Source organism: Flavobacterium aquidurense, assembly GCF_031458035.1.
Lineage (GTDB): Bacteria > Bacteroidota > Bacteroidia > Flavobacteriales > Flavobacteriaceae > Flavobacterium > Flavobacterium aquidurense_C.
Genome location: NZ_JAVDXR010000004.1, coordinates 274,644 through 292,961 on the forward strand (window position 1 = coordinate 274,644; position 18,318 = coordinate 292,961).

Below are 18,318 nucleotides of genomic sequence, written 5' to 3' on the forward strand. Positions count from 1 at the left end.
GTCCTTATAAATGAAAGGTACAGAAGAAAATAAATTAGATAATCCGGTTTGGTATTCCTTAACAGAAAACCATCAGGCATTTGCGATAGATTATGGTAATACAAAATTCTACCATCCGGATTATGGTCCTTTTGGAGGTTTTATACATCTGGAAAATACAGCAATTGCTACAAAAGAATATGCAACTTTAACTGATAATTTTTTTACTGTAGGGGAAAAGCCTGAAATAGTTGATGAATTAAAAATCACAAAAGAATTGGTTTGTCTTCAAATGATTATAAAAGAAAAAATTCAGCTTCCAGTAGAAACTGAAATTATCAAACTTACTCAAGAACATAACGAAGCTTTGTGCAGTTTGGTCAATTTAATACAGCCCGGATATTTTAAAAACAAAACCATTTTACTTGGAGATTATTATGGAATTTTTAAGGACAGCCAATTAATTGCAATTACCGGAGAACGTATGAAAATGAATGCTTTTACCGAAGTAAGTGCAATTATCACGCATCCTGATCATACTGGAAAAGGGCATGCAAAACAACTAATTACGTATGTGGTAAATGCTATTTTTGATCAGGGTAAAATTCCGTTTTTGCACGTTGTAGAAAGTAATACTGGAGCAATCGGACTCTATGAAAAATTAGGATTTACAACCAGAAGAAAAATGAGCTTCTGGAATATTTCTAAAAACAAATAAATTTACAGTTTGAATAAAAGAAATCTGTGATGAATTTTAATGAATATCTGAAATAAAAATCTACGTCGCAGTACTAACGGAGATTCCTATTCATCGTAATAGAAAAAGATGCAAAGACTTGTTCTAAAAATTTAAAATTATCCGAGCCAGCCATCACGGTCTAAACTTCTGTATTGAATGGCTTCGGCGATATGTTGAGAAATTACAGTTGGTGCGTCATCTAGGTCGGCAATCGTGCGTGCAACTTTCAAAATCCTGTCGTAAGCCCGGGCAGAAAGATTCAGGCGTTCCATAGCCGTTTTCAGTAATTCTTTTGATTGATTATCAAGAGCGCAAAACTCACGAATAAGTTTACTGCTCATTTGTGCATTGTAATGTATGTTTTCGATCTCTTCAAATCTTTTGGTTTGGATTTCTCTCGCTGCTGTAACCCTTTTACGGATTTCGACACTACTTTCCGCTTTTCTGTCGTCGGATAATTTCTCAAACGGAACAGGCGTCACCTCTATATGAATATCAATTCGGTCTAATAAAGGTCCGGAAATTTTGCTTAGATAACGTTGCATTTCATGTGGTGAGGATGTATTTGGCATACCAGGGTCATTAAAAAAACCACTCGGACTTGGGTTCATACTCGCCACCAACATAAATGAGGACGGATAGGTAACGGTAAATTTTGCTCGCGAGATAGTTACTTCGCGGTCTTCAAGAGGTTGTCGCATTACTTCTAAGACATCGCGTTTGAATTCCGGTAATTCATCTAAAAATAAAACACCATTATGAGCCATCGAAATTTCCCCTGGTTGCGGATAACTCCCTCCTCCCACTAAAGCGACGTTTGAAATGGTATGATGCGGACTTCTGAATGGCCTTTGATTCATTAAACCAACTTCTTTTAATTTTCCGGCAACACTATGAATTTTGGTGGTTTCGAGTGCTTCTCGCAAAGTCATTGGAGGCAAAATACTCGGAACACGTTTGGCAAGCATCGTTTTTCCTGCTCCGGGCGGACCGATTAAAATAATATTATGACCTCCTGCTGCAGCAATTTCCATGCATCGTTTAATACTTTCCTGACCTCTAACATCTGAAAAATCGAATTCAGGGAAATCTAAAGTTTTATAGAATTCCGCTCGCGTATCAATTACCGTAGGTTCTAGCGTGCCTTTTCCGGAAAAAAAATCAATAATTTCTTGTAAATTACTAACTCCATATACATCTAAGCCCACAACGATCGCAGCCTCTTTTACATTCTGAATCGGGAGAAAAAAACCTTTATAACCTTCTTCTTTCGCTTTTATCGCAATGGGCAGTGCTCCGCGAATGGGCTGCAGACTTCCATCTAAAGAAAGCTCCCCCATTATAACATATTCTTCAATTTCTGGCGCTTTTATTTGATCTGAACCTACTAATATTCCCATTGCCAGGGGTAAATCGTAAGCAGAACCTTCTTTTCGGAGGTCGGCTGGCGCCATATTGATAGTTATTTTTTTACCAGGCAAACTCAATCCGTTATTTTTGAGAGCGGCAGCAATACGATAACTGCTTTCTTTAATTGCATTATCCGGCAGCCCAACTAAATGATAACCAATTCCTTTATCCATATGAACCTCAATCGTAATTGTGGTTGCTTCCACTCCAAAAACGGCACTTCCGTAAACTTTTACTAACATAAATTCTTTTCATTAAATATTTTTAAATCTAATGAAAATATTTAAAATATAGCTTTTTTACTACAAAATATTCTTCCCTTAAAATGGCAAGCCGATTTGCTTTTTAATTTTGTTCACGATTTCACTCAAATCTAAACTGTTCTGATGTGACCAAAGCTGACTTTCGATCTGATTATTTCTGATACATTTATGACATTCAATTGCTTCATGCGAATATCCTTTTCCAAGGTTTGGAAGAATAAATTTTTCTTCACGATCATCTTTTATAATCGAATAGCCATCACTCATAAACCACGGCGCATTTAATTCGGCACGTCCTTTTGTACCACAAATATTGGCTTTCATGCTTGGAGACGAAACTAAATCGGTATGCAAAACAGCCTGAGCATTTTCATATTGTAAAACAATACTGGTCTGTACATCTACTCCGGTATCATGGTACTTGGCTTTAGCAATAATTTCTTTCGGCATTCCCAACATAATATAGGAGATAAAAATTGGATACACTCCAATATCAAACAATGCACCGCCACCTCGTTTAACATCTGTCAATCTATTTAATCCTGATAAATCTGCACAAAAAGTAAAGTCGGCATTGAGATATGTTAATTCGCCAATTTCTCCATTTTTCACTTTTGCAAAGATCTCCTGAAAAGCGGGAAGAAAACGTGTCCAGAAAGCTTCCATAAAAAATTTATTGTATTTTTTAGAAGCTTCAATCATTCGAACTGCATCTTCAAAAGACAAGGCAAGTGGTTTTTCACATAAAACGTGTTTCCCATTTTCTAAAGCTTTGATAGATAAATCGGCATGGGAATCATGAGGGGTCGCGATGTAAATAATTTCGACGTCTTTATCTGCAAAAATTGCTTCATACGAATCATAAGCTTTTGGGCAATTGTATTCCGCAGCAAAATCATTTGCTTTATCAAAATTTCTAGAGGCAACAGCAGCCAAACTGGCATCTTCGATCAGTAACAAATCCGTTGCAAATTGATGGGCGATATTTCCTAAACCAACAATTCCCCATTTAATTTTATTATCAATTTTCATAATCTTCTATTTATCTTCTTAAAAAAGGCAACTTAATTAATGAATACAAATAAAGAAAAAAGATTACTAAAAACCACGTAATGGGTATACATCTAAATCTAAATTTTATTAATAAAGGGCATCAGATAAAATATTCATTTGATATCCTTCTTATTTAAATAATTAAACGTTTTGATTATATTTATAAATATTTAAGCATAATTACTCTTAAAATTAGAATTATTTTAACGTTTTTTTGTTAACAAAGATGAAAAAACTGACATTTTTCTATTTTTAGATTAATAAATTGTAAATTTTAAGTTCTTTTTAACAAATACCTGTAAAATATAGGGGGTTAAATCTAAAAATTAACAAAAGTTAAGCATTACACTCTATTTTTTATAGGGGTATCGAATGATTTTATATTTTTATAAAAAATTTTAAAACTAAATAACTATGCGAAAAATTATTTTAAGTGTGATTCTTATCACTATTTTGGTACTAACTTTTGTATCAAATTTCATCTTATCAGACAACCCAATTCCAGCAGAAGCTGTAAAGTTTGATACCGGAGATACGGCTTGGATGATTGTAGCAACTGCATTTGTATTGTTAATGACACCAGGTTTAGGATTTTTCTACGGAGGAATGGTAGGTAAGAAAAACGTTATTAGTACAATGCTACAAAGCTTTATGGCTATGGTAATTGTTACTATTTTATGGGTTGTTGTTGCTTTTGGTTTAGCTTTCGGACCTACTATTGGCGGAATTATTGGAGACCCAACTTCAAATTTATTCTTTCAGGGTGTTGGTACAAGTACAGCCTGGAGCCTTGCCCCTACAATTCCATTTATGTTATTCGCATTATTTCAAGCAAAATTTGCCATCATTACTCCTGCATTAATTACAGGTGCTTTTGCAGAGCGTGTACGTTTCTGGGCTTATTTATTATTCATGGTTTTATTTATCTTATTCATATATTCACCGTTAGCACACATGACATGGCATCCTGACGGAGTTTTCTTCAAAATGGGAGTATTAGACTTCGCCGGAGGAACTGTAGTACACATGAGTGCTGGTTGGGCCGCACTAGCCGGAGCAATCTTCTTAGGAAAAAGAAAAATTCAAAAAGTTAACCCTGCAAGAATCACTTACGTATTATTAGGAACTGGTTTATTATGGTTCGGATGGTTTGGTTTCAATGCGGGTTCTGCATTAGGATCTAATGGTTTAGCTGTTCAGGCCTTAGGAACTACAACTGTTGCTGCCGCTGCCGCTGCTATGGCATGGGTTTTCCTTGACAAAATTTTAGGACATAAATTATCTGCACTTGGCGCTTGTATTGGAGCTGTTGTAGGTCTTGTTGCAATTACTCCTGCTGCAGGTTTCGTAAGTATTCCTCACGGAATTTTTATTGGAGCTTTTGCTGCTATCGTTAGTAACCTTGTAGTAAGCAAATTCCCTAAAGGAAAAATCGATGATGCTTTAGACGTTTTTGCTTGTCACGGTGTTGGTGGTATGGTAGGTATGTTATTAACTGGGGTTTTTGCTTCAAAAGCAGTTAACCCAGTAGTTGGTGACAACCAAGGTTTGATTTTTGGAACTCCAACTTTATTCATTAACCAATTAATTGCTTTGGTAGTTGTATCTATATTTGCTTTCGTTGGTTCTTACATTTTATTCTTCATTGTAAATAAAATTACTCCTCTAAGAGTTACCGAAGAGAAAGAAGAATTAGGATTAGATATTTCTCAACACGGAGAATATCTATAAGAAATTAATTTCCAATTTGCCAACCCAATAAAAAAGCACTCTGAGTTCTAAACTTAGAGTGCTTTTTGTTTGAATTAACTTCACCTTAATTATTTTAGATTTTAGACTGTAGATTTTAGATTTTTCAACTACTTTTTCTATACTCGTTCTAATATTCTATATTCTATATTCTATATTCTATATTCTTTTCTCTTGCTTCTTGCTTCTTGCTTCTTGCCTCTTGCCTCTTGCTCTCTACTTAAAATTTGAAATCCCAGTTTTCAACCAGGTTAAATATTCTTCAACATCTACATAACTAATGGTTGGTTTTGAATTGTTTAAATTCTTTCCTTCCAAATCAGTTAAAACATATAACGGCTGCGTATTTGTTTTATACTTTGAAATCATAAAGTCAGTCCATTTATCACCAACTGTTTCAATTTTATCTCCTTTCGCGGTAACAAATTGTTCCTCTTTTGGCAATTCGCGTTTGTCATCTACATAAAGAGAAATTAAAACAACTTCATTTTTTAAGATTGGTAAAACTCTTTCATCAGACCAAACATTGTTTTCCATCTTTCTACAGTTTACGCATGCATAACCTGTAAAGTCTAACATTATTGGCTTTTTGATTTCTTTTGCATATGCCAATCCATCTTCGTAATCGTGAAATACCATTATACCATGTGGTCCTAATTCAGCACCATCAGGCAATCCTTTTATCTCTCCCGAATTTACATTTGAAGTTGATGAACTTCCTACACCAAATGGGCTTTCACTGTATGTTTGTGGAGGAGGAAAAGCACTGATTAATTTTAATGGTGCTCCCCAAAGTCCCGGAATTAAATAAATGGTAAACGTCAATACTAATAATCCAAATGATAATCTTCCAACCGAAATATGATTTGTCGGACTGTCATGCGGCAACGTAATTTTTCCGAATAAATAAAATGCCAAAGTTCCAAAAATAGCAATCCAGATCGCTAAGAAAACTTCTCTTTCTAATAAATGCAATTGTAAAACCAAATCTGCATTAGATAAAAATTTGAATGCCAAAGCCAATTCTAAAAATCCTAAAACCACTTTTACCGTGTTCAGCCAGCCACCTGATTTTGGCAACGAATTTAACCACCCCGGAAACATGGCAAACAACATAAAAGGCAATGCCATAGCGGATGAAAATCCTAACATTCCGACAACCGGCGCAATTCCGCCATTTGAAGCTGCTTCCACCAATAAAGTTCCAACGATAGGCCCTGTACAAGAAAAGGACACAATTGCCAAAGCCAAAGCCATGAATAATATTCCAACTATTCCGCCTCTGTCTGCTTGTTGGTCTGCTTTATTTGCCCATGAATTTGGAAGCATAATTTCGAACGCTCCCAAAAATGAAACTGCAAACACAATCAATAAAACGAAGAAAATCAAGTTAAAATAAACATCGGTAGATAATGCATTCAAAGCATCGGCACCAAATATTTTAGTCACAATAAGACCTAAAACTACATAAATAGTGATAATTGAAAGTCCATAGATAATAGCATTTCTAATTCCTTTTGCTCTGCTTTTACTTTGTTTGGTAAAGAAACTTACCGTCATTGGGATCATTGGAAAAACGCAAGGTGTCAACAATGCTGCGAAACCTGATATAAAAGCGATTAAAAAGATTGACCATAAACTTCTCGTCGGAGCCGGCGCTGGAATTTCTTCTTTTGAAGATGCTGCAACTTCCGATTTAGCTTGTTCTGATTTCGTTTCTTTTGATACTGATGACAAAGTATCAACAGCAATTCCTTCTACTTTTGTTTCATCAGGTTTAGCTTCAGAAACTGTTGCAACAGCAACCATTTTGAAAGATGCCGGAATTGCTATAGAGAATTTTTTATTTGAATTAATGCACACTTCTTTACAAACCTGAAAATCAAAATCGACATCAACGGTTTTTAAATCCGGATTTGTGATTGTAATTTCCTGTTCGACATGTGCTTTGCCTACAAAGAAAGTTTCATTTACACCAAAAACATCATTAAAAGCTGTTTTAGTTTTTCCTTCTTTGGCTTTCCCAACCAAATTGTAATTTCCTTTTTGATTTTTAAAGACAATTTCTAACGGAAGCGGTCCTCCATCCGGCGTAAATTGCGAATACATATGCCAGTCTTTTTCAATCGTTGCATCAAAAATCAAAACAGCATTTGTCCCTGATTTCTTTTCAATTTTTGCTGTCCATTTTACAGGCTCTAAAATCTGAGCGTTACCTTTTGCAAAAGCAAAAATGAAAAATAACAAAAAAACAATGGTTTTATTCCAAACACTTTTTGACGTTATCGTTTGATAGGATTGATTAAAGTTCATTATTGTAATTCTATTTTAAGTATGTTATTTGTTGTAGTTTCAATTTTAAAACGCTCGTCCTGTCGAATTCCAATAACCCAGACAATCTGATTATCGGAGCAAAGAATCCACGTTTTTTCCTTTTCGATCAGCGATAATTTCTCATCTTTAAAAAGCTTGCTTACTTTTTTAGATTTGCCATTCATTCCAAAAGGGTGAAAAACATCTCCTTCATTCCATTTACGTAAAACCAAAGGAAACTGGATTTTTTCAGCGTCCACAAAGATAGCTTTATTTGAATCTATTGTTATGTGACCTACGTTACAAAGGCTCAATTTTAAGGGAAAATTAACGTCTGATTGATTTTCATTAATCAAATATTCCTCTGTTTCATTGACTTCTGCAAGCGGACTTAAAATCAACGTATTTCTATTTTTTAGCAATCTAAACTCGGCCGAAAAAATTTGTTTTCCTGACTGACTTTCGACTAAATCGTAAATATCATTCCATGCCAAAAATCCAAATTCATTCAGCCATTGGTACAAATACGATTTATAATTAGGTAATTTTTTAAGCTGATTTAAATCGAAATGAATATCATTACCCATTTCTTTTGCCACTTGCTGATAAATCATAATCGACGCATCTTCAGCCATTTCTCTGGATTCCTGCAAATATGATTGTGTTTTCTGAAAAGCGTGCAGAAAGTTCGGATTGATTTCTTTCAGCATCGGAACTAAATCATGACGAATTTTATTTCGAAGATATTTATTGGAAGCATTGCTGCTATCTTCACGCCATTCTATCTTATTTTCTTCAGCATATTTCAGAATTTCATCTCTTGAAAAAGGCAAAAGTGGACGAACAATATTATCATTTTGCTCGGGAATTCCAACCAAACCGTCTAATCCTGTTCCTCTCGTTAAGTTGATAATGAAAGTTTCGAGATTATCATCGGCATGATGTGCTGTCAAAATAAAATCAAAATCTTCGGTTTCCAGAAGTTCATAAAACCAGCTGTATCTCAATTCTCGCGCGGCAACCTGAGTCGATAGTTTATAATCTTTAGCAAAAGCTTCGGTATCAAATTGTGTGGTAAAAAAAGGAATTTTATGCTGATCGCAATACTCGCGAACAAAATCCTGATCGCCAAAACTTTCTAATCCGCGAAGTTGAAAATTGCAATGCAAAACGGCTATTTCACATGGTAATTGCTGCATCAAATGCAATAAAACCATACTGTCCAATCCTCCACTTACAGCCAGAAATAGTTTGTTATTCCTCAGAAAAAGGAATCTTGAAACGATATGATCTTGAAATTTTGAAAACATTTGATAAATGTAAAGAATTAAATTTTATCAATTTTTAAATGAAATGTTAAGCGTAAAATATTTTTTCGCCACGAATTTTACTAATTATTTTTTCACGCAGATTTAAAAAGATTTAAGCAGATTGACGCAGATTTATTTTAATAAAAATCTATTTAAATCTGCTTAAATCTGTAGAATCTGCGTGAAACAAAATCATTTTAATCGCTTATCCCGATAGCTATCGGGAGTGGCAAACCTTTTTTATCGCAAAACCTCATGCATTGCCTTTGCCTTCAACAGACATTCTTCATATTCTTTTTCAGGATCAGATTGTGCTGTAATCGCACTTCCTACTGAAAAAGAAACATATTCATTTTCCTGATTATACAAAATACTTCTGATGACAACATTAAAATCAAAATCTCCTTCGGGGGTAAAATAACCTACTGCACCACTGTACAAACCGCGTTTGGTTTCTTCAAGATTTTCAATGATTTTCATCACCGAAATTTTTGGTGCGCCCGTCATGCTTCCCATTGGGAAAGTAGTTCTTAAAACATCAGTTGGAGAATATTGTGAATCTAGTTTTGAAGTAATCGTCGTAATCATTTGATGCACCTGCAAAAATGAATAAATCTTGCAAAGCTCTACAACTTCAACTGAACCTTTTTGTGCGGTGTGCGACAAATCGTTTCTGACTAAATCGGTAATCATTATATTTTCAGCGCGTTCTTTCGAATCTGATTCTAAAAATAGTTTGGATTTTTCATCTTCAACTAAATCTAAAGATCGTTTCGAAGTTCCTTTTATGGGTTGAGAAATAATCGTTTCACCCACTTTTTTCAAATAACGTTCGGGTGAAGCAGAAAGTAAATATTGTCTATGATTTTTAAAGAAAACAGAAAACGGAGCCTTCGAAATTTCATTTAATTTCAGAAATTTTTCTAATGGATTAATTATTGCATCTTCAGCATAAAATTCCATACAAAAATTAGCTTCGTACATATCTCCTTTATTAATATACTCTAGCATTTTTGTTACTTTTTCAACATAAAATTCCTTTGAAATTCGCTGCTCAATTTTTAAAGCTCCACCACTTTCGACTTTCGTCCCGAGGCTTCGGGATCGACTTTCAACTATCTCATTGAAATCGGCCTCAACCTCATCATCACAAAGTAATAAATATCGAATTTCGAGCTGATTTCCTTTCAATAAAAATATTTTTTTTGGCTGAAAGAAAAACAAATCCGGAAAATTTAATCCATCAAAATTAGCTGACTTCAACTCCTCGACATCATTCTTTAGATCGTAGGTTAAATATCCAAAAAGCCAGTCTTTTGTCGTTTGCTGATATTGTTTTAAATCATCAAAAGCATTGTGAAAATCGGTTTTCAAGGAAGTGAAAGCATCAACAGCCAATACACAATCGAAACTTGAATATTCCTGCGTATGCGAATTGCTGTCTAAAAAAACAACCTCACGAAATTGCTGTGACCAGGTTAGAAGTTGCTCTTTAAACTGCTCTGGATTTGAAATAGGTTTATGAATGGAAACTCTCAAAAAAGTATAAATTTTAGACTTCAAAATTACGACAAAAAAAATCCTTCAATAAAGTAATCCTCAAAAATTATTGGCACACTTTTTAGTATATCGAATTAGTGCTAATTATTAAAACTTTTCTTGCCATTTGATTAAAAAATTACTCACGAAAAAAATGCCACAGATTGCACAGATTAACAAGATTAAAAAATCATTTAAATCTAATAATCTGTGGCAAAAAACAAAACGAACCTGAAAGACAGGCGAGTATTTTTATTAATCAAATTTTATAACCTTTATGAAAACAATTGCACAATTAGGTTTGACTACCTTGGTGATTATCGCATTATTATTTTCTTGTAAAAAAGCAGATTACGCTTCTGAGGAACCTGCAGATTACAAAACTACAGCAGACAGTACGGCTGTTTCCTCAACAGCAGCAGTGCAGCCCAAAAACAGCACACAGAAATTTATTCGAACCGCTGATATCAAATTCAAGGTTAAAAACGTCGTCAAATCTACTTATGCAATTGAAAACGCCGTGGCAAAATTTGGAGGTTTTGTTACTTACACCAACCTGCAAAGCAATATTCACGATCAGATTAAAACTAAAATTAGTCAGGACAGCACGCTCGAAACCACAAAATATTCGGTAGAAAACAATATCACTATTCGCGTTCCAAACACGCAGCTTGACACTGTAATTAAGAGTATTGCCAGACAAATCGACTTTCTGGATTTCAGGGTCATCAAAGCTGATGATGTTTCGTTGAAATTATTAGCCAATCAGCTTTCACAAAAAAGAAGTACTACAAATGAAAAAAGAGTTGAAAAAGCAATCGATAATAAAGGCAAAAAAATAAATGATATTATGGCTGCTGAAAACACTTTGGCTAATCAAAAAGAAGCCAATGATAATCGTACAATTGATAATTTGTCAATGCAGGATCAGATTAATTTTAGCACTGTTACTTTACAGCTTTATCAAAATGAAACGATAAAGCAAGAAATCACGGCCGGCGAAAAGGACAGCGCTTATTACAAACCTAACTTAGGTATTCAGATTGTTGATTCTTTAAAAAGCGGCTGGTATATTCTTCAGTCAATTTTAGTATTTTTCATCAATCTGTGGCCGTTTATTTTAATTAGTTTGGGAGGATTTTTCCTTTATAGAAAGTACGTTAAAAAATAAGAAAACTGTTAATTAATCAGCAATTTAATAAGAAAAAAATCGTTATATTTGATATAGCATTCAATTAATCCCAAAATAGGGCTGTATTGATTGTAAGATTCTCAATAAAGACCGCCTCAAAAACAAATTTTCATTTTATAGAGAGTTGTAATTTGCAATGTTTATCAGTAAATAATTATATATTTTTAACTATAAAAATCCTAGTATTATGAAAATTGCTACCATAATTGTCCGAGTTTTAATTGGTCTGTTGTTTCTTTTTGCCTCTATTAGTTTTTTCTTCCATTTGATGCCGGCAGAACCAGCAACAAATGATGATTTTAAAGCTTTTAATACTGGTTTAATGGCTTCTACATATTTAATGCCTTTGGCAAAATCAATTGAATTGCTTTGCGGAATTGCTTTTGTAACTGGCCGCTATGTAACTTTAGCCAATATTTTGATCTTACCTATTACGGTTAACATTCTGTTTATCAACTATTTTTTAAATCCATCGGGGTTGGCTCTTGCAGGAATATTATTCCTTGCCAATTTATTTTTGATTTACAGATATTGGGATAATTATAAAAGTATTTTCACTGCATAAATTTATTTTCACATTAACATAAAAAAACCCGACAGTTTTAAAACTGTCGGGTTTTATTTTTATAATTAGTTTGGCTATGTTCTAAAATAATCAGGATTTAATTTTTACCATATAAGTCATAGAAGCTTTTTTAACATTTTAATCAATTAGTGATTAAAAAAATCATATAAGTTAAAAATATTTTTAAATATTTTGGGTCAAAACTTTTGTCTTATTTAAAAGAAAACTAAAAACTCATATTTGGTGAAAATTCATTTCAAATATAAGTTCATTTAAAATTTTGCTCAATTTTTCTTATATTTTAACTTTATACTTCAGAAAACATCTAGCTTATAATCTCTTAAATGAACTTATATGGTTAATAATTTATTTGATAAAATGCTGTTATTTATAGAATTTAGCGATAAGTTTTATCGTGAGTTACCCAAACAAGATCGGTAACGTTATATCCTATTTCCTGGGCTTTTATAAGAAAATCTGCTTTTACACTTTCAGGAATTGTAGTTTCTCTGGAAAGTATCCACATGTATTTTAAGCTTTCGCCAGCCACAAGCGCGTATTTATAATCCGAGTCGATTGCAATTACATTATAACCAGCATAAAAAGGACCAAAAAATGAGACCTTAAGCATACCTACATTGTCCTTTTTGACGAACTTGGCTTTCCCTATGCTCTCTTCCCATTTGTCTTTTTTGACATTATAGCCCCTGTTATCAACTTTAATCGTGCCATCATCCTTTAGGGAATATTCGGCAGTTACGTTGTTTAAATTTTTCTCCCATTTATAATCTAATCTTGCAATTTCAAACCATTTTCCCAAATATTTTGCTTTGTCAAAATTGGTGACTGCAGTTGCTTTTTTTGGTATGGTTGCTTTGCACGAAGTAAGTACAAATGCAATTCCTGCTCCTATTAGAATTGGAGCTATATATTTATTTTTCATAATGTTATCTTTTTATCGAAGTAAAGATAGCATCAGAATTGTTCATCTAATTTACAAAATTATTTTTGAATTTTATATTATATAAACCATAAAATTACAGCAAAAGAAAAACCCATCAGAAATTAGATTCCGATGGGTTTTTAAAATATTATTTTACGTAGTTTATACGTGTAATGCTCTATTATCAGTAGCAGCCAATGCAGCTTCTTTTACCGCTTCAGCGAAAGTTGGGTGCGCGTGGCTCATTCTTGAAATATCTTCAGCAGAAGCTTTGAATTCCATTGCAGTAACTGCCTCAGCAATTAAGTCAGCTGTACGTGCTCCAATCATGTGAACTCCTAAAACCTCATCGGTCTTAGCATCAGCAATGATTTTTACGAATCCGTCTAAATCTCCACTTGCTCTTGCACGACCTAAAGCTTTGAAAGGGAAACTTCCCACTTTATATTCAGTTCCTGAAGCTTTAACCTGCTCTTCTGTTTGTCCAACTGCAGCAACTTCTGGCCAAGTGTAAACAACACCAGGAATTAAGTTATAATCGATATGTGGTTTTTGACCTGCTAAGATTTCAGCAACCATAGTTCCTTCTTCTTCCGCTTTATGTGCTAACATTGCTCCACGAACAACATCTCCAATTGCGTAAATATTTGGAACGTTAGTTTGTAAATGATCGTTTACTTCTACTTGTCCTCTGTCTGAAATTTTCACTCCTGCTTTGTCTGCGTTTAATCCGTCTGTATAAGGACGACGACCAACAGAAACTAATGAATAATCTCCTTCTAAAGTTATCGTTTCTCCTTTTGCATTTTCAGCCTGAACTACAACAGCATCGCCGTTTCTTTCAACTGATTTTACTTTGTGAGAAACGTAGAATTTCATTCCTTGTTTTTTCAATACTTTAGTCAATTCTTTAGACAAAGCTCCGTCCATTCCCGGAATGATTCTGTCCATGAATTCTACTACAGAAACCTGAGCTCCTAAACGCAAGTAAACTTGTCCAAGCTCGATTCCGATAACTCCACCACCAATAATCACCAAGTGTTTTGGAACTTCTTTTAAAGCCAAAGCTTCAGTAGAAGTGATAATTCTTTCTTTATCAATTTTGATGAAAGGCAAAGAAGATGGTTTTGAACCTGTAGCAATTACAGTATATTTTGCTTCGATAGTTTCAGATGTTCCGTCTGCTTTTGCAACTGCAATGTGCGTTGCGTCTACGAAAGAACCTAAACCATTGAAAACAGTGATTTTATTTTTATCCATTAAGTAGTTGATTCCACCTACGGTTTGATCTACAACTGCTTGTTTGCGCGCGATCATTTTCTCTAAATTGATTTTCACATCACCAGAAACTTCGATTCCGTGATCTGCGAAATGAGCAATTTCTGCATAATGATGAGAAGAAGAAAGTAATGCTTTTGAAGGTATACAACCTACGTTAAGGCAAGTTCCGCCCAAAGAGTTATACTTTTCTACAATTGCTGTTTTGAAACCTAATTGTGCGCAACGAATTGCTGATACATATCCGCCAGGACCTGAACCTATAATGACTACGTCAAATGAACTCATAGTTTGTCTATTTTATTTTTAGCGATACAAAATTAAGGAATAAAGTTTTGTTTAAAGTTTAAATTTCAATGTTTTTTGTGTGAATTTTATGGGGAGGGCTTAACCGCAAAGAGCGCTAAGATTTACGCAAGGTTCGCTAAGTTTTTTGTTTTTTAATCTCGCAAAGTCGCGAAGTCGCAAAGTTTTTTTTTTTGATTTTTGATAAGCAAAGTTAAGTCCACAAGGCGGAGCAACCTGAAACTTGAAACCTGAAACAAAAAAACCTTTGTCCCTTTGCTCCTCTGAACCTTTGTACCTAAAGTTACGGCTTCCTCTGAGGATTTCGTGAGGTATGAAAAACAGAATGAATAATTATTTCATTTCCGCTAATTTCATAAATAATGACAAATGGAATTTAACCAATGTTAATTCGCGAAAACAAGGCTGCTTTTTAATTTCGAAAAATTCGGGATTTGTTTTTAAAACTTTTAAGTAAGATTTTAGGTAAAGCAGAAATTGCTTTCCTAAACCTTTACTTCTACTTTCATAAAATTCAATAGATTCGTCAATTTCTTTTTCTGCTAATGGTAAAATAATAATCTTAAAAACTATATTTAGCATTCAAGCGTTTCTCCACTTCTTCCCAGGAACTTGACTGATTTTCTCCGGAAATATACTTTTCTCTTTCTTCAGCAACTAAATCGTAATGGGAATCGGAAACTATTGTTTTTTTTTCATCATTATTTATGGCATCAAAAACACTTTCCAAAATCTCTAATTTAGAATCGTCTTCAATGAATTTACCAAAATCCTTTATGAGTTTACGTCTTAATTCTTTCGTTTCCATTATCGTTGCATTTAAAATCAAATTTACGGCTTTTTCGTTTTGAATTTTGAATTTGGTTTGTAAATTTTACCGCAAAGGGCGCTAAGATTTACGAAAGGTTCGCTAAGTTTTATTTTGTATTGGGCATTTTACAACAAAGTTCGCAAAGGTTTACGCAAAGATGCACAAAGGCTTATCTAAAATTTGCTGGCAAAGATAAGGACACAAAGTAAAACAACCTGAAACAAAAAAACCATTGAACCTAAACTTAGAACCTAAGCAACTTAGAATCTTAGCATCTTAGAAAATTACTGTCGAATTCTTCACTTCACTAATCATAAAAGTACTTTGTGTGCTTCCTATATGTTGTAACGTTGTAAGTTTTGTTACCAAAAACTCTCTATAAGCTTCCATGTCTTTTACCAATACTTTTAATATGTAATCATAATCTCCGCTTACGTGGTGACACTCTAAAACTTCGTTTAGTTTGATGACTTCGCTTTCGAATTTTGTTAAGAATTCTTTGGTGTGCTGAATGAGTTTTAAATGACAGAAAACCACAAAACCTTTTTCAATCTTTGATTTATCAACCAATGCAACGTAGTTTTTGATAATTCCTTCGCGCTCTAGTTTTTTGATTCTTTCATAAACTGCTGTTACCGAAAGATTCAGCTTTAAGGACAATTCTTTGGTTGTTTTTTTACTGTCGGTTTGTAATAGAACCAGGAGTTTTTTATCAGTGGCGTCTAAGGTCATGATTGTTGATTGTTGATTGTTGATTGTTGATTTTTGATGCGATGAAAAAAAATCTATTGATTTGGGTTTTATCAAACAAATTTAAATTAAAAATCTATTATAATAACACTTTATAGTTTTAAAATCTAATTATCAAAACAATTATTGATTAATTTTCTTAATAGATGTTATTTTGAACTGATTTTCTTTTGAAAACGAGTGCCCTAGCCCAGATTACTTCACTATACTTTTATTTTAATCGGAGTTCAGTGAATTTCATTTGAAGAGTAAAGCCCGGAGTAAAAAAGGCAAAAGTTTCTTGGTCTAAAAAAGCGACCAGCGGAAGCTCTTTTTAGACCATTAGAAACTTTGCCTTTTTTATGAGGACTTGAAACGGAAAGCTGGAAATAGCTCCTGATTAAATCAAATCCCAAATTTTAAATTCCAAATTCCAATGAAAATGGTTAAAAATTAAAGCTTGATTAATAAGGTTCCAACAACTTGAAACTTGAAACAAATAAAAACTTGAAACTAAAAACATATGAAAAACTTTAACCCAGCTGATAAAATTCAGGATTTGCAATACTTTGGGGAATTTGGAGGTGTGAATCCTTCGATTTCTGATTCTTCTACTTATACTTTCCTTTCGGCTAAAACGATGTTCGATACTTTTGAAGGCAACATGGAAGGCTGTTATTTGTATTCGCGCCATTCTTCGCCAAGTAATTTGTATTTGGATCAGGCTTTGGCAGCGATGGAAGGAACGGAAACGGCAAACGTATCAGCTTCTGGAATGGGAGCCATTACGCCTACCCTATTGCAGCTTTGCGGTGCGGGCGACCATATTGTTTCCAGCCGAACTATTTATGGCGGAACGTATGCTTTTTTGAAGAATTTTACACCCCGATTCGGAATTGAAACGAGCTTTGTGGACATTACGAAATTGGATATTGTAGAAGCTTCGATTACGCCTAATACGAAAGTTATTTACTGTGAAACGGTAAGTAATCCGTTATTGGAAGTGGCTGATATTGCTGGCTTGGCAAAAATTGCCAAAAAGCATAATTTGAAATTGGTGGTTGACAATACATTTTCGCCATTATCAGTTTCGCCTGCAAAATTAGGTGCTGATATCGTGATTCACAGTTTGACGAAATACATTAACGGAAGCAGCGATACGGTTGGTGGTGTGACTTGCGCCTCTAAAGAATTTATCAATTCATTGAAAAATGTAAACTCCGGAGCGAGCATGCTTTTGGGCCCAACAATGGACAGTTTACGTTCGGCTTCGGTAATGAAAAATCTTCGTACGCTTCATATCCGTATCAAACAACACAGTCATAATGCGCATTTTCTGGCAGATCAATTTGAAGCGGATGGTTTAAAAACGGTTTACCCTGGATTGAAAAGTCATCCTAGTCATGAGCTTTATAAAACAATGATTAATCCGGAATACGGTTTTGGGGGAATGATGACCATTGACGTTGGCACTTTGGAGAAAGCCAATGAACTAATGGAATTGATGCAATCGAGAAACTTAGGGTATTTGGCGGTAAGTTTAGGTTTTTATAAAACACTTTTCAGCGCGCCGGGAACCTCAACTTCTAGTGAAATTCCGTTAGAGGAACAAGCAGAAATGGGATTGACAGATGGCTTAATTCGTTTTTCTATTGGGTTGGATAATGATATTCAGCGTACTTATGAGATGATGAAAGCTTGTATGGTTGAGCTTGGGATTTTGTAATCTATATTTCGCAGAGATTCGAGGAGGGTTTTCGCAGAGATACACTAAGTTATTTCACGCAGATTTAAAAGGATTTAAGCAGATGAGCGCAGATTTATATATTGCTCAAGTTAAAAAAAATCTATTTAAATCTGCTTTAATCTGCAGAATCTGCGTGAAACAAAATAATAACTTAAAAAGGCAAACATTTCTTTATATATAAATTTGCAAGATTTTTAATTTGTTTGTTTAAATCCGCTGGAGATTTTTCTCTTAGCGGATTTTTTTTAGAGAGCACAGAATTTTTCACGCAGATTTAAAAAGATTTAGGCAGATCAGCGCAAATTTATTTATTGCTATAAACTTAAAAATCTACTTAAATCTGCTTTAATCTGCCAAATCTGCGTGAAAAAATAAAATAAAAAAGCCGTTCT

Annotated in this window: 14 protein-coding genes; 5 read left to right on the forward strand and 9 right to left on the reverse strand. The window is 34.0% G+C overall.

Features of this window, described 5'->3' with window-relative positions; genetic code table 11:
- The first annotated feature begins 10 nt into the window (after positions 1–10).
- Positions 11–697 (forward strand): GNAT family N-acetyltransferase, encoded by a 687-nt coding sequence (locus J2X17_RS08680; protein WP_310296587.1) that lies wholly within the window; start codon positions 11–13, stop codon positions 695–697.
- Positions 698–834: 137 nt separating this feature from the next.
- On the opposite strand, the gene J2X17_RS08685 is transcribed toward J2X17_RS08680, so the two are convergent.
- Together J2X17_RS08685 and J2X17_RS08690 are read right to left on the reverse strand one after the other, a co-directional pair.
- Positions 835–2,370 (reverse strand): YifB family Mg chelatase-like AAA ATPase, encoded by a 1,536-nt coding sequence (locus tag J2X17_RS08685; RefSeq protein ID WP_310296589.1) that lies wholly within the window; start codon positions 2,368–2,370, stop codon positions 835–837.
- A gap of 78 nt (positions 2,371–2,448) precedes the next feature.
- Positions 2,449–3,423: a Gfo/Idh/MocA family protein gene (locus J2X17_RS08690; protein WP_310296591.1), complete on the reverse strand. Its 975-nt coding sequence runs from the start codon at positions 3,421–3,423 to the stop codon at positions 2,449–2,451.
- A gap of 435 nt (positions 3,424–3,858) precedes the next feature.
- Here J2X17_RS08690 and J2X17_RS08695 point away from each other — a divergent pair, with 435 nt between their 5' ends.
- The gene (locus tag J2X17_RS08695) at positions 3,859–5,175 is read left to right on the forward strand and encodes an ammonium transporter (RefSeq protein ID WP_310296594.1); all 1,317 of its coding nucleotides are present in this window, start codon (positions 3,859–3,861) and stop codon (positions 5,173–5,175) included.
- 234 nt (positions 5,176–5,409) lie between these two features.
- Here the strand turns inward: J2X17_RS08695 and J2X17_RS08700 are convergent, their stop codons facing one another.
- From J2X17_RS08700 to J2X17_RS08710, 3 genes are all read right to left on the reverse strand, one after another.
- A complete protein-coding gene (locus J2X17_RS08700) occupies positions 5,410–7,506 on the reverse strand; it encodes a protein-disulfide reductase DsbD family protein (protein ID WP_310296596.1) in 2,097 nt (698 codons plus the stop codon).
- On the reverse strand, positions 7,506–8,816 hold the full coding sequence (tilS, locus tag J2X17_RS08705; protein WP_310296598.1) for a tRNA lysidine(34) synthetase TilS: 1,311 nt from the start codon (positions 8,814–8,816) through the stop codon (positions 7,506–7,508). Before tilS ends, J2X17_RS08700 begins: the two co-directional genes overlap by 1 nt.
- Before the next feature lie 240 nt (positions 8,817–9,056).
- Positions 9,057–10,355, reverse strand: a complete 1,299-nt coding sequence (locus J2X17_RS08710; RefSeq protein ID WP_310296600.1) for an anthranilate synthase component I family protein — start codon at positions 10,353–10,355, stop codon at positions 9,057–9,059.
- Positions 10,356–10,632: 277 nt separating this feature from the next.
- Here J2X17_RS08710 and J2X17_RS08715 point away from each other — a divergent pair, with 277 nt between their 5' ends.
- Positions 10,633–11,526, forward strand: a complete 894-nt coding sequence (locus J2X17_RS08715; protein WP_310296602.1) for a DUF4349 domain-containing protein — start codon at positions 10,633–10,635, stop codon at positions 11,524–11,526.
- A 208-nt stretch (positions 11,527–11,734) separates the two neighbouring features.
- On the forward strand, positions 11,735–12,112 hold the full coding sequence (locus tag J2X17_RS08720; RefSeq protein ID WP_310296603.1) for a DoxX family membrane protein: 378 nt from the start codon (positions 11,735–11,737) through the stop codon (positions 12,110–12,112).
- Positions 12,113–12,509: 397 nt separating this feature from the next.
- Here the strand turns inward: J2X17_RS08720 and J2X17_RS08725 are convergent, their stop codons facing one another.
- From J2X17_RS08725 to J2X17_RS08740, 4 genes are all read right to left on the reverse strand, one after another.
- Positions 12,510–13,055 carry a lipocalin family protein gene (locus J2X17_RS08725; RefSeq protein WP_310296604.1) on the reverse strand — a complete coding sequence of 182 codons (546 nt, stop codon included), beginning with the start codon at positions 13,053–13,055 and terminating at the stop codon, positions 12,510–12,512.
- Positions 13,056–13,217: 162 nt separating this feature from the next.
- Positions 13,218–14,621, reverse strand: a complete 1,404-nt coding sequence (gene lpdA, locus J2X17_RS08730; RefSeq protein ID WP_072975931.1) for a dihydrolipoyl dehydrogenase — start codon at positions 14,619–14,621, stop codon at positions 13,218–13,220.
- A 580-nt stretch (positions 14,622–15,201) separates the two neighbouring features.
- The gene (locus tag J2X17_RS08735; RefSeq protein WP_310296606.1) at positions 15,202–15,447 is read right to left on the reverse strand and encodes a hypothetical protein; all 246 of its coding nucleotides are present in this window, start codon (positions 15,445–15,447) and stop codon (positions 15,202–15,204) included.
- A 279-nt stretch (positions 15,448–15,726) separates the two neighbouring features.
- Entirely contained in the window at positions 15,727–16,182 is a 456-nt protein-coding gene (locus J2X17_RS08740; RefSeq protein ID WP_133527175.1) for an Lrp/AsnC family transcriptional regulator, read from the reverse strand.
- Positions 16,183–16,702: 520 nt separating this feature from the next.
- Here J2X17_RS08740 and J2X17_RS08745 point away from each other — a divergent pair.
- Positions 16,703–17,905: an aminotransferase class I/II-fold pyridoxal phosphate-dependent enzyme gene (locus tag J2X17_RS08745; protein ID WP_310296609.1), complete on the forward strand. Its 1,203-nt coding sequence runs from the start codon at positions 16,703–16,705 to the stop codon at positions 17,903–17,905.
- The last annotated feature ends 413 nt before the right edge of the window (positions 17,906–18,318 follow it).